The organism is Subtercola sp. Z020 (assembly GCF_002931235.1).
In the GTDB taxonomy this organism is placed as follows: domain Bacteria; phylum Actinomycetota; class Actinomycetes; order Actinomycetales; family Microbacteriaceae; genus Subtercola.
Genome location: NZ_PSTT01000014.1, coordinates 51023 through 64015 on the forward strand (window position 1 = coordinate 51023; position 12993 = coordinate 64015).

At 68.0% G+C, this 12993-nt stretch carries 9 protein-coding genes; 8 read left to right on the forward strand and 1 reads right to left on the reverse strand.

What is annotated here, in order from left to right; translation table 11 throughout:
- The first annotated feature begins 2 nt into the window (after positions 1–2).
- The 6 genes from C5B96_RS02290 (at position 3) to C5B96_RS02315 (ending at position 8100) form a co-directional block, all read left to right on the forward strand.
- Positions 3–1433: a cation:proton antiporter gene (locus C5B96_RS02290; protein ID WP_104242563.1), complete on the forward strand. Its 1431-nt coding sequence runs from the start codon at positions 3–5 to the stop codon at positions 1431–1433.
- Positions 1430–2278, forward strand: a complete 849-nt coding sequence (locus C5B96_RS02295) for an SURF1 family cytochrome oxidase biogenesis protein (RefSeq protein WP_104242565.1) — start codon at positions 1430–1432, stop codon at positions 2276–2278. Before C5B96_RS02290 ends, C5B96_RS02295 begins: the two co-directional genes overlap by 4 nt.
- Complete coding sequence (locus C5B96_RS02300; RefSeq protein ID WP_104242567.1) at positions 2268–2744, forward strand: DUF3817 domain-containing protein; 477 nt, start codon at positions 2268–2270, stop codon at positions 2742–2744. Before C5B96_RS02295 ends, C5B96_RS02300 begins: the two co-directional genes overlap by 11 nt.
- Positions 2740–4341 (forward strand): glutamine-hydrolyzing GMP synthase, encoded by a 1602-nt coding sequence (guaA, locus tag C5B96_RS02305; protein ID WP_104242585.1) that lies wholly within the window; start codon positions 2740–2742, stop codon positions 4339–4341. Before C5B96_RS02300 ends, guaA begins: the two co-directional genes overlap by 5 nt.
- 61 nt (positions 4342–4402) lie before the next feature.
- On the forward strand, positions 4403–6139 hold the full coding sequence (locus tag C5B96_RS02310; protein ID WP_104242569.1) for an ABC transporter ATP-binding protein: 1737 nt from the start codon (positions 4403–4405) through the stop codon (positions 6137–6139).
- Entirely contained in the window at positions 6136–8100 is a 1965-nt protein-coding gene (locus C5B96_RS02315; protein WP_104242571.1) for an ABC transporter ATP-binding protein, read from the forward strand. Before C5B96_RS02310 ends, C5B96_RS02315 begins: the two co-directional genes overlap by 4 nt.
- A gap of 94 nt (positions 8101–8194) precedes the next feature.
- Here C5B96_RS02315 and C5B96_RS02320 read toward each other — a convergent pair whose 3' ends face one another.
- Complete coding sequence (locus C5B96_RS02320) at positions 8195–9004, reverse strand: Bax inhibitor-1/YccA family protein (protein ID WP_104242573.1); 810 nt, start codon at positions 9002–9004, stop codon at positions 8195–8197.
- Between the two features lie 137 nt (positions 9005–9141).
- Between C5B96_RS02320 and C5B96_RS02325 the strand changes: the two genes are divergently transcribed.
- Together C5B96_RS02325 and C5B96_RS02330 are read left to right on the forward strand one after the other, a co-directional pair.
- The gene (locus C5B96_RS02325) at positions 9142–10227 is read left to right on the forward strand and encodes a glycerophosphodiester phosphodiesterase family protein (protein WP_233188945.1); all 1086 of its coding nucleotides are present in this window, start codon (positions 9142–9144) and stop codon (positions 10225–10227) included.
- 12 nt (positions 10228–10239) lie between these two features.
- Positions 10240–12870, forward strand: coding sequence for an ATP-dependent helicase (locus C5B96_RS02330; protein ID WP_104242575.1), 2631 nt, complete (start codon positions 10240–10242; stop codon positions 12868–12870).
- The last annotated feature ends 123 nt before the right edge of the window (positions 12871–12993 follow it).

Sequence of the window (12993 nt, forward strand, 5' to 3'; positions counted from 1 at the left end):
GCATGCAGCTCGTTCTCGCAGCCACCGAGGGCGACACGACGCACCTCGGCGGCGACCTGCTCGTGCTCGGCATCCTCTTCGTCATCGCCTACGCCCTCGGTCGGCTCGGCAAGTCGATCGGCCTCCCGGCCATCCCGATCTACATGGTGGTCGGGCTTCTGGCGAGCCCGAACTTCCACCTCTTCCCCCTCGACTTCGTCAACCACGACTACATCGCGCTGATCGCAGTGTTCGGCCTGGTGCTGCTGCTGTTCAACCTCGGTCTCGAGTTCGACCAGGACGAGTTCTTCGGCAATGCGGGCAAGCTCATCATCTCGGGCGGGTCGTACATCGCGATCAACATGGTCGCGGGCTTCGCGTTCGGCTTCCTGGTCGGCTGGGGCACGCGGGAGGCGCTGGTCATCGCGGGTATCACCGCGACATCCTCCAGCGCCATCGTCACGAAGCTGCTCATCGAACTGAACCGGCTGGCGAACCCCGAGACCCCGATGATCCTCGGCGTCACGGTCGTCGAGGACATCTTCATCGCCATCTACCTCGCCATCGTCTCCGTGGTGCTGAGCGGCGAGACGGCCGTCTGGCCGGTGATCGCGAAGCTCGGCATCTCGTTCCTGTTCCTGGTCGTGATGTTCACCATCGCCCGCTTCGGGGGGCGCTGGGTGTCGAAACTGTTCCGCACGAAAGACGACGAACTGTTCACGATCCTGTTCTTCGGGCTGGCGATCGGCTTCGGCGGAATCGGCGAACTGCTCGGCGTGACCGATGCGATCGGCGCCTTCCTGATCGGGCTCGTGCTCGGCGCGACCCGATACCGCAACAAGATCGAGCAGATCGCGATCCCGCTCCGCGATGTGTTCGGTGCCTTCTTCTTCCTGAACTTCGGGCTGGGGCTCGATCCCGCCCAGTTCCCGGAGGTGATCTGGCCGGTGCTCGGCGCCGTGGTGATGACGATGCTGCTGAACATCGTCGCCGGGCAGCTCGTCGCACGGCTGAACGGGCTCGGTGTGCAGGCGGGCATCAACACCACGGTCATCCTGCAGAACAGGGGCGAGTTCGCGCTCATTCTCGCGACGCTGGCGCTGGCTGCGGGTCTGGATGATCGGCTGCAGGCCTTCGCAGGCCTCTACGTGCTGGTGATGGCGGTGGCGGGCCCCATCCTGGCGGCGAACTCGGAGAAGATCGGCGGGCGGCTGCTGCGGTCGTCGAACCGGCGCAAGGCCGCGGTCGCCGCCGCCGCTGCAGCCGCGCGCAAGCGGGAGCGGGACCCGATGATCGCGGAGACCATCGCGCTGGTCGAGGCTGCGACGGCGCCCGGCGAGAACCCAGCTGCCGCGGAGTATGGTGATCTGGTTGCCGAGCAGGCATCGAGCCAGACCGACGCGCAGGGCTTCGGCCAGACGAACGCCGACACCGAGAGAGACAGCGAGTATTGACCCGCACGAGCGAGACTCCCGTCGCTGAGGCGCCGCCCACGGTCTTCACCGTCATGCGGCGACCCCGGTGGGTGTGGTCCCTCGTTCTCGCGCTCGTCGTCGCCGGCATCTTCGCAGCTCTCGGCCAGTGGCAGCTGAGCCGAGCAGTCACCTCCAACGGCCCCAACCCGAACGCGACCACCGAGATCGCGAAGCCCCTCGAGCAGGCGGCGACGGCCAACGCGGCCGTCTTCGAGGCGCAGGACGGGCAGATGGTGACGGCGACGGGAACCCTCGTCGCACCCGACTTCACCATCGTCTCCGACCGGCTGAACGGCGGAACGCTCGGCTACTGGGTCGTCGGCCGCTTCGATCTGGCCGAGGCGCAGGCCGGAGGGACGTCGACCTCGGTGGCCGTGGCCCTGGGATGGTCGGCCGACCGCTCGCAGGCCGAGGCCGCCGCACGGCAGCTGAACCAGACCGCGGTCTTCCCCACCGAGCAGATACTCGGGCGGTACGTGGGTTCCGACGGTCCGGAGATCAAGGACTCCGAGGGCAAGCCGGCCAGCGAGCGCGTGATGTCGACGATGTCGATCGCGTCGCTCATCAACGAGTGGACGGATTTTCCCGACACGGCCACGGTCTACGGCGGATACGTCGTGGCATCCACCCCCACCGCCGGGCTCGCCGCGATCGACTCTCCCATCCCACAGCGCACCACCGAACTCAACTGGCTGAACATCTTCTACGCCGTCGAATGGGTCATCTTCGCCGGGTTCGCGATCTTCTTCTGGTACCGCTTGGTGCGCGACGCCTGGGAGCGGGAGACCGAAGAGGCAGAAGTAGAATCGACTCATGCCACTTGAGCCCAAACGCGCCGACTTCGGGCGCATCCGTTCGGCGCTGACCTTCTACCGGGTCTGCTCCGTGATCACGGGAACGTTCCTGCTGCTGCTCTGCGCCGAGATGCTGCTGAAGTACACGCCGCTGGCGGTCGAGCTCGAACTGGGCGGGTCGCACGGCTTTCTCGCGTTCGTGCCCGAGGGCACGGTGAAGGCCGTGAACATCTCCACCGGCATCCTGATCGTGCACGGCTGGTTCTATGTCGTGTACCTCTTCTCCTGCTTCCAGCTGTGGAGTCGTATGCGCTGGGGGTTCAGCCGCTTCGTCGTGCTCGCGCTCGGTGGCATCATCCCGCTCCTCTCCTTCTTCCTCGAGGGCCGCATCGCCCGCGAGGTTCTCGCCTACCTGGCGGGCCGCGAGGCCGCCGGTGCGCCGACATCGACCCCACCCCCTGCTTCGACCCAACCACCTGTGGAGGCATCCCATTAGCACCCCCGTCGAGGCCGCTGAGGCCAGCCGTTCCCGGCCCGTTCTCGTCGTCGACTTCGGCGCGCAGTACGCGCAGCTGATCGCGCGCAGGGTGCGCGAGGCGAGCGTGTACTCCGAGATCGTGCCGCACAACATCACCGCTGCAGAGGTCGCTGCGAAGTCCCCGGTCGGCATCGTGCTGAGCGGCGGGCCGTCGAGCGTCTACGAAGAAGGTGCGCCCGGGCTCGACCCGGCCATCTTCGACCTCGGTGTGCCGGTTCTCGGCATCTGCTACGGCTTCCAGGTCATGGCGCAGGCGCTCGGGGGCGAGGTCGCGCACAGCGGCCTGCGCGAGTACGGCGCGACCGACATGCAGGTCACCGGTGACGGCGGCGTGCTCCTCGAGGGCCAGCCCGAAGACCAGACCGTCTGGATGAGCCACGGAGACCAGGTCTCGAAGGCACCGGAGGGTTTCACGGTCGTGGCGAGCAGTGCATCCACCCCCGTCGCTGCCTTCGCGAACGACGACTCCCGGCTCTACGGGGTGCAGTGGCACCCCGAGGTGAAGCACACGCAGTACGGGCAGGATGTTCTCGAGAACTTCCTGCACGATGCAGCGGGCATTCCGGCCGACTGGAACAGCGGCAACGTGATCGCCGACCAGGTCGCGATCATCCGTGAGCAGGTCGGGAGCGGCAAGGTCATCTGCGGGCTCTCGGGCGGGGTCGACTCTGCCGTTGCTGCAGCTCTGGTGCACGAAGCGGTGGGCGACCAGCTCACCTGCGTCTTCGTCGACCACGGCCTGCTGCGCGCCGACGAGCGCCGCCAGGTCGAGGTCGACTATGTGGCGTCGACCGGCGTGCGCCTCGTGACGGTGGATGCCCGGCAGCAGTTCCTCGACGCTCTCGCCGGGGTCACCGACCCCGAGCAGAAGCGCAAGATCATCGGGCGGGAGTTCATCCGGAGCTTCGAGGGAGCCGCAGAGGCGCTCGTGCTCGAAGCGGCGGCCGACGACTCGAGCGAGCCCGTGAAGTTCCTCGTGCAGGGCACGCTCTACCCCGACGTGGTGGAGTCGGGCGGCGGCAGCGGAACAGCCAACATCAAGAGCCACCACAACGTGGGCGGTCTGCCGGAAGACCTGCAGTTCGAGCTCGTCGAGCCGCTGCGGGCACTCTTCAAAGACGAGGTGCGGGCCATCGGCCGCCAGCTCGGGCTGCCCGAGGTCATCGTGGGGCGCCAGCCCTTCCCCGGCCCCGGTCTCGGCATCAGGATCGTCGGGGAGGTCACGTTCGAGCGACTCGAACTGCTGCGCGCCGCGGACTCGATCGTGCGGGCGGAACTCACCGAGGCAGGGCTCGACGGCGAGATCTGGCAGTGCCCTGTCGTGCTGCTGGCCGACGTGCGGTCGGTCGGCGTGCAGGGTGACGGGCGCACCTACGGGCATCCGATCGTTCTGCGTCCGGTGTCGTCTGAAGACGCAATGACAGCCGACTGGACGAGGCTGCCTTACGCTCTGCTGGCCCGCATCTCGAACCGCATCACGAACGAAGTGGCGGGGGTCAACCGGGTGGTTCTCGACGTGACGTCGAAGCCGCCGGGAACGATCGAGTGGGAGTGAGCTCCCGCTGACGAAAGTCGGTGGCCGGGTCTAGAGTGAGCGCCATGAAAATGGTTGTCTCGTGAAACTCCTCCGGTTGATCGGCGCCTTCGTGAAGCCGCACTGGCGGCTCATCGTGGGCGTCATCGTGTTCCAGCTCGCCCAGTCCATCGCCTCCCTCTATCTCCCGACCCTGAACGCCGACATCATCGACCAGGGTGTCGCGACGGGCGACACCGGGTACATCCTCGGCATCGGCGGCGTCATGCTGCTGATCACCCTCGCGCAGGTGGTCTGCGCCATCGTCGCCGTCTATTTCGGGGCCAAGCTCGCCATGCGGGTCGGCCGCGACCTGCGGCAGGCCGTCTTCACCCACGTGGGGGAGTTCTCCGAACGCGAGGTGTCGCAGTTCGGGGCGCCCTCGCTCATCACGCGCACGACGAACGACGTGCAGCAGGTGCAGATGCTGGTGCTGCTGACCTGCACGCTGCTGGTGTCGGCGCCGATCCTGGCGATCGGCGGCATCGTGGCCGCGCTGTCGCTCGACGTGCCGCTGTCGGGGCTGATCGGCATCGCGGTCCCGGTGCTGCTCGTCTCGCTCGCGTTCATCATCGTGCGCATGGTGCCGCTGTTCCGCCTCATGCAGGAGCGCATCGACAGGGTCAACGGGGTGCTCCGCGAACAGCTGACGGGCATCCGGGTCGTTCGCGCCTTCGTGCGGGAGAACATCGAGACGGCACGGTTCGAGGTGGCTAACCGGGAGGTGACCGACACAGCGCTCCGTGCCGGGCGTCTCTTCTCACTGATGTTCCCGATCGTGCTGCTGGTGCTCAACGTGTCGAGTGTCGCCGTGCTGTGGTTCGGTGCATTCCGCATCGACGACGGGTCGATGCAGATCGGTACACTGACAGCCTTCCTGACGTACCTCATCCAGATCCTGATGGCCGTGATGATGGCGACGTTCATGGCGATCCTCATCCCGCGCGCCTCCGTGTGCGCCGACCGCATCACCGAAGTGCTGTCGACCCCGTCGTCGGTGGTGGTGCCCTCGTCGCCCGTTCTCTCGGTGACGGAGCGAGGGCTCATCGAGCTCGACGACGTCAGCTTCAGCTACCCGAACGCCGCCATGCCGGTTCTTCAGCACCTGACCTTCGTCGCCGCCCCCGGGCAGACCACGGCCATCATCGGCAGCACGGGTTCGGGCAAGACGACGCTCGTGAACCTCCTGCCGCGGCTGTTCGACGCGACAGCCGGGTCGGTGCGGGTCGACGGCGTCGATGTGCGCGAGCTCGACCCCGACCTGCTGTGGGGGCGCATCGGTCTCGTGCCGCAGCGGCCGTACCTGTTCTCGGGCACGGTCGCGTCGAACCTCCGGTACGGCCGGCCCGATGCCAGTGACGACGAGCTCTGGGCGGCGCTCGAGACGGCTCAGGCACGCGGTTTCGTCTCCGAGATGGAGCTCGGCCTCGAATCAGCCATCTCCCAGGGCGGCACGAACGTGTCGGGCGGGCAACGGCAGCGACTCGCGATCGCCCGTGCGCTGGTGAAGAAGCCGGAGATCTACGTGTTCGACGACTCCTTCTCGGCGCTCGACCTCGCCACCGATGCGCGGCTGCGCGCAGCCCTCCGGCGTGACGTGGGAGACGCCACGATCATCGTGGTCGCCCAGCGGGTGTCGACCATCATCGACGCCGACCAGATCCTGGTTCTCGAAGACGGGGTGATCGTCGACCGGGGAACGCACACCGAGCTCCTCGAGGCGTCGGAGACGTACCGGGAGATCGTCGAATCGCAGCTCACGGCGGAGGAGGCGGCATGAGCGACGAGAAGAGCGCGCCCGCTCGCCCGCCGGTGCGCCGTGGGCCCGGGGGTAGCGGCCCGTTCGGCGGTACCGGCATGCCGGCCGAGAAGTCCAAGTCCTTCGGGCCGTCGGCGAAGCGGCTCGTCGGCAGGCTCCGTCCCGAGCGGATGCTGATCGGCGTCGTCGCTCTGCTCGCCGTCATCAGCGTCACCCTGTCGGTGCTCGGGCCGAAGATGCTCGGCACGGCCACGAACATCATCTTCGCGGGCATCCTGTCGAAGCAGGTGCCGGCCGGCCAGACGCAGGAGCAGGTCATCGAGGGGTTGCGGGCATCCGGCAACAACGCCCAGGCCGACCTGCTCGGCGGGGTGACGCTCACACCCGGCTCGGGAATCGACTTCCCGCAGCTCGGCACGGTGCTGCTGATGGTGCTCGCGATCTACGTCTTCGCCTCCGTGTTCGGCTGGGCCCAGGCCTACCTGCTGAACGGGGTGGTGCAGCGCACGGTGTTCCGGTTGCGGGCCGACGTCGAAGACAAGATGAACAGGCTGCCCCTCGGCTACTTCGACCGGATGCCGCGGGGCGAGCTGCTCAGCCGGGTCACCAACGACATCGACAATGTCTCCCAGAGCCTGCAGCAGTCGCTCTCACAGATCATGACATCGCTGCTGACGGTCATCGGGGTGATCACGATGATGTTCGTCATCTCGCCGCTGCTCGCTCTCATCGCGCTCGTCACCATTCCGCTCACGCTCCTCATCACGGCTGTGGTGGCGAAGCGGTCGCAGAAGCTCTTCGTGGCCCAGTGGAAGCACACGGGAACACTGAACGCCCGCATCGAGGAGAGCTACAGCGGCCATGCCCTGGTGAAGGTGTTCGGCCGGCACCGCGAGATCAACGAGGTCTTCCGGCAGAAGAACGAGGAACTGTACCGGGCGAGTTTCGGGGCGCAGTTCGTGTCGGGCATCATCATGCCGGCGATGATGTTCGTCGGCAACCTGGTCTACGTGGCCATCGCTGTGGTCGGCGGGTTGATGGTCGCGAGCGGGTCGCTGAGCCTCGGCGATGTGCAGGCATTCATCCAGTACGCCCGGCAGTTCACCCAGCCGCTGACGCAGCTCGGCTCGATGGCGAACATCCTGCAGTCGGGGGTGGCGTCGGCCGAGCGGGTCTTCGAACTGCTCGATGCCGACGACCAGACGCCCGACGCCGTGCCGGCGAAGACCCCGGCGGGTAGTGCGGGCCGGCTCGTGTTCGAGAACGTCTCGTTCCGCTACTCGCCCGACCAGCCGCTGATCGACGACCTGTCGCTCGTCGCGCTGCCGGGGCAGACCGTGGCGATCGTGGGGCCGACGGGCGCGGGAAAGACGACCCTCGTGAATCTCATCATGCGGTTCTACGAGCTCGACGCCGGGCGCATCACGCTCGACGGCACCGACATCGCGGCCATGACCCGCGACGATCTGCGGGGGCGGACCGGCATGGTGCTGCAGGACACCTGGTTGTTCGGCGGAACGATCCGCGACAACATCGCCTACGGGCGACCGAGCGCGAGCGAGGAGGAGATTCTCGCTGCGGCACAGGCGACCTACGTCGATCGTTTCGTGCACTCGTTGCCGGCCGGGTACGACACGGTGCTGAACGATGAGGCCGACAACGTGAGCGCGGGCGAGAAGCAGCTCATCACGATCGCGCGGGCCTTCCTGGCTGCGCCGTCTGTGCTGATCCTCGACGAGGCGACTTCGTCGGTCGACACCCGCACAGAGGTGCTCGTGCAGCGGGCGATGTCGGCACTCCGGGCGGACCGCACGAGTTTCGTCATCGCGCACCGGCTGTCGACCATTCGTGACGCCGACCTCATCCTCGTGATGGAGTCGGGCCGCATCGTCGAGCAGGGAACGCACGAGAGCCTGCTCGCGGCCGGGGGAGCGTACGCCGCCCTCTACAACGCGCAGTTCGCGGGAGCCTCCGCCGACTGAGGCTCCCGCACAGACAGAGGGCCGGCCCGCTGATGCGGAGCCGGCCCTCTGCGATTTCAGACGGTGTGCGCTGGTCGCCGTCAGACGGCGTGCGCTAGTTGCGGGCGATCGCGAACATGCGGAGCAGCTCGAGGTACAGCCAGACGACCGTCACCACGAGGCCGAACGCCGCCGACCAGCCGTAGATGCGCGGCGCACCGGCGCGAACACCGCGCTGGATCTGGTCGAAGTCGAGCACCAGCGAGTACGCGGCCAGCAGCGTGACGAACACGCCGATGATCAGGCCGAGCGGGATGCCGAGGATGTGCACGGTGCTGTTCAGCCCGAACCCGGTGCTCTGCACACCCGTCAGCATCAACACGATGTTGACCAGCGAGAACAGCATGTAGCCGACCATCGCGATCAGGAACACCTTGGTCGCACGCTTCGAGGCGCGGATCTTGCCGCTCGCGAACAGGGCCAGCGTGACCGCGAAGACGCAGACCGTGGCGATGACCGCCTGTACGACGACGCCCGGGTAGAGCGACTCGAAGACGCCCGAGATGGCACCGATGAAGAGACCCTCGGCGGCGGCGTAGAGCAGCACCAGCGGTGCGGAGGGCTTGCGCTTGAAGATGTTGACGAGAGCCAGCCCGAAGCCGATGATCGCCGCGGGGGCCGCGAGCACCGGAACCTGCCAGCCGACGAGGGCGAAGGCCAGCAGAACGATGAAGCTGATGCCGGTCTTGACGATGACATCGTCGTAGCTCATGCGGTTCGTGTCGGCCGACGTCGCGGTCGGGCCGTCGTACATCTGCTGGAGGCCGTCGGCTGAGAGCGTCGGAACCTGCTCAGCGGACTGCTTGTCGAGACCCTTGCCGTTGAAGACAGGGATTCGCGAGAACGCGGGGTTGTTCGATGCCATGGTTTCCTCGAGTCGTGTCGAATGCTTGGCATAAATCTATCGGTCCGGGCCGCGCATTTGCTGGAAGTTCACTCAGGCGAACCTTCCGGGCACCTGACCGGTGCCTGCGCGACATCCAGAGCACCTAGCGTCGCCCCGTGCCCGACATTCTCGCGTTGCCCCGCCCTGTTGTGATCGGCCATCGCGGTGCCAGCGGCTACCGCCCCGAGCACTCCGCCGCGGCCTACGAACTGGCTTTCGAGCAGGGCGCAGACTTCGTCGAACCCGACCTGGTGGTGACGCGAGACGGCGTGCTGGTGCTCCGGCACGAGAACGAGATCTCGGGCACGACCGATGTGGCCGAGCATCCGGAGTTCGCAGCGCGCCGGGCGACCAAGTGCGTCGACGGGGTGACCCAGCAGGGCTGGTTCACCGAGGACTTCACCTGGGCCGAGCTGCAGACCCTGCGCGCCCGCGAGCGTCTGCCCGCGCTGCGCCCGTTCAGCGCCACGTTCGACGGCGAATTCCCGCTGATGCAGCTCGCCGACCTGTTCGCGCTGGTCGATCGGGTCTCGGATGCCCGGCGGAGGCCGCTCGGAATCGTCGCCGAACTGAAGCACGCAGCCTACTTCGCCGACCGGGGGTTCGCGGTCGACGAGCTCTTCTCGAGCGCGGTCGCGGAAGCCGGATGGAGCCGCGCCGGAGCCGAGGGCCGGCTCGTGGTCGAGAGTTTCGAACCGACGGTGCTGGCGCGGCTGCGGGCAGGGCAGCGGGTGGGGCAGCAGGCAGGGCTGCAGGGCCTCCGGCTCGTTCAGCTCGTCGAGGACTCGGGGGCGCCGGCCGACCTGGTTGCCGAACTCGGAAGTGACGCTCCCCTCTACAGCTCGTATCTGACGCCCGCCGGACTCCGCGGCCTCGCCGACGCGGGCATCGACGGTGTGAGCGTGCCGAAGGCGCTGCTTCTGGATGCCGCGGGCGTCGAATTCGTCGGGAACGCCCACGCGGCGGGGCTCGAGGTGTTCACGTGGACCCTGCGGCCCGAGAACGAGTTCCTCGCGGAGGGGTTCCGGAGTGCGGGCGGGCCGGCCGAGCTCGGCGACTGGCAGGCGGAGTGGGCGGCCATCATCGCGAGCGGGGTCGACGGGGTGTTCGCCGACCACGTGGACTCGGCGGTGGGGGCGCGCGCGGCGCTGGGAGCGCGCGCGGCGCTCGGTGCCCGGCTCAGTGTCGGCGGCGTCGCCTAAACTCGAAGGGTCATGACACCCACCTCTTCGCAGACCGAATCCTCCTCCGTTCCGCTGATCGTCGACGATCAGCGACCGCTGGCGTTTGCCGGCGCGGGCGGCGGTTCGGGCGCGCGCGGCTCGACGTTCAACGACGCCCTGCTCGACGGTCTGAACCCGCAGCAGAAAGAGGCGGTCGAGTACCGTGGGCCCTCCCTGCTCATCGTGGCGGGGGCCGGGTCGGGCAAGACCAGCGTGCTCACCCGCCGCATCGCGAGCCTCATCGACAGCCGCGAGGCGTGGCCCAGCCAGATTCTCGCCATCACCTTCACCAACAAGGCCGCCGCCGAGATGCGCGAACGCGTCGGCGCCCTGCTCGGTCAGACCGCTGAGGGCATGTGGATCTCGACGTTCCACTCGGCGTGCGTGCGCATCCTGCGCCGGGAGGCCGAGAACTTCGGCTTCACCAAGGCCTTCACCATCTACGACTCCCACGACTCGCGCACCCTGATCAAGCGCATCATCAAGGAGCTGCAGGCCGACACCTACGGTTTCACGGTGTCGAGCGTCGCCGGCAAGATCTCGAAGCTCAAGAACGAGCTGGCCGACGCCGACAGCTACGCCCGGTCGGCGAACTTCGACGACCCGCAGGAGCGGCTGTTCGTCGAGATCTTCCGGTCGTACACGCGCAGCCTGAGCGCGGCGAACGCGTTCGACTTCGACGACCTGATCGGTCAGACCGTCTATCTGTTCCGGGCGTTCCCGCATGTCGCGGCGACGTACCGGCGGCGGTTCCGGCACATCCTCGTCGACGAATACCAGGACACGAACCACGCGCAGTATGCGCTCATCCGTGAGCTGACGCTGCCGGTGGAGGAGGAGCCCGGGTTCGACGCGCGCACCGCTTCGCTGGAGGGGGCATCCCTCACCGTCGTCGGCGACTCCGACCAGTCGATCTATGCGTTCCGCGGTGCGGACATCCGCAACATCGTCGAGTTCGAGCGCGACTTCCCGGGCGCCAAGGTGATCCTGCTCGAGCAGAACTACCGGTCGACCCAGAACATCCTGACCGCCGCCAACGCCGTCATCTCGAACAATTTCGACCGCAAAGACAAAAAACTGTGGACGGATGTCGGAGACGGCGAGAAGATCGTCGGCTTCACCGGGTACAGCGGGCACGACGAGGCGCAGTTCGTGGCCGACGAGGTCACGAAGCTGCACGAACAGGGCACGCCCTACAAAGACGTCGCCGTGTTCTACCGCACCAACGCCCAGACGCGTGCGCTGGAGGAGATCCTCATCCGGTCGGCCGTGCCCTACCGGGTGCTCGGCGGTACCCGCTTCTATGAGCGCGCCGAGATCAAAGACGTTCTGGCGTACCTGATCGCGGTCGCGAACCCGTTCGATGCCATGGCGCTCCGGCGCATCCTGAACACGCCGAAGCGCGGAATCGGGCCGGCGACCGAGACGGCGCTCGCGGTGTTCGCGGAGACCAACGAGATCACCTACCGCGAGGCGATGCGGCGCGCGCCGGAGCTCGGGCTCGGGCCCAAGGTGACCGCGGCGATCGTCGACCTCGCCGCCATGCTCGACGAGGCGACGGCGCTCGTCGGGCCGGGGCAGGTCGACGAGGAGGCGGGGGAGGCCGGCGGGGAGTCGGCAGCGGGCGGCGCGGCGGATGCATCGGCGGGCGGTGGCGGAGACGCGGCCGCCGCGGCCGACGGGGCTGCCGGGGCTTCTGTCGCCGAGGTGTTGACGCTGCTGTTGAACAGGAGCGGGTACGTCACGGCCCTTCGCGCAGGGCGCGACCCGCAAGACGAGGCGCGGGCTGAGAACGTCGAGGAGCTCGTCGCGGTGACGCGGGAGTTCCAGAAGAACAACCCCGGCGGCGGGCTGGTCGACTTTCTGACCGAGGTGTCGCTCGTCGCTGCGGCCGACGAGCTCGACGACTCCAGCGGAACGGTGTCCCTGATGACGCTGCACACCGCGAAGGGCCTCGAATACGAGGCCGTCTTCCTGACCGGCGTCGAGGAAGACCTGCTGCCGCACCGCATGTCGGCCTCGGAGCCCGGCGGCCCGGCCGAGGAGCGGCGGCTGTTCTACGTGGGCATCACACGCGCGCGCAAGCGCCTCTACCTCTCCCTCGCGATGACGCGCGCGCAGTACGGCGAGACCGCCGTCGCGATGCCGAGCCGCTACCTGCAGGAGATCCCCGCGGAACTCATCGACTGGCGGCAGTCGCCCGGCATGGCGACCTCGCGTGGCGGCACCCAGCCGCGCGCGCTCAACGCCTCGCGCCCCGGCGGTTTCGGCGGGCGGAGCGCGGTGCGTGCCAGCGATTCCCTGTCGTTCCGCGAGCAGGATGCCGCGGGCGGTGGCTCTGGGTCGGGCTCCGGCTCGGGCTCGGGCTTCGGGGCCTCGGGCTTTGGCGGCTCGGGCGCGTCGCGGCAGAAGACGGAGTGGCCGAACCGCGTCACCGCCCAGGTGCGCGACAACGGCGACCTCGAACTGCAGGCGGGCGACCGCATCCGCCACGTCGACTTCGGCGAGGGCCGCGTCAACGCCGTCACCGGCGACGGCACCAAGCGCGTGGCCCACGTGCAGTTCGACGCCGCCGGCGCCAAAAAGCTCCTCATAAAAATCGCTCCCATCGAAAAGCTCTAGCCCCCGCCGCCCCGCCACCCCCTACTTCCTCCGCCCCCTCCCCGCCACCCCCCTCACGCTGCCGTCGACGAACCCCCAGTACCCCCCGGTGAACGCCCCGGCATCCGCACCCCACCCCCCGCC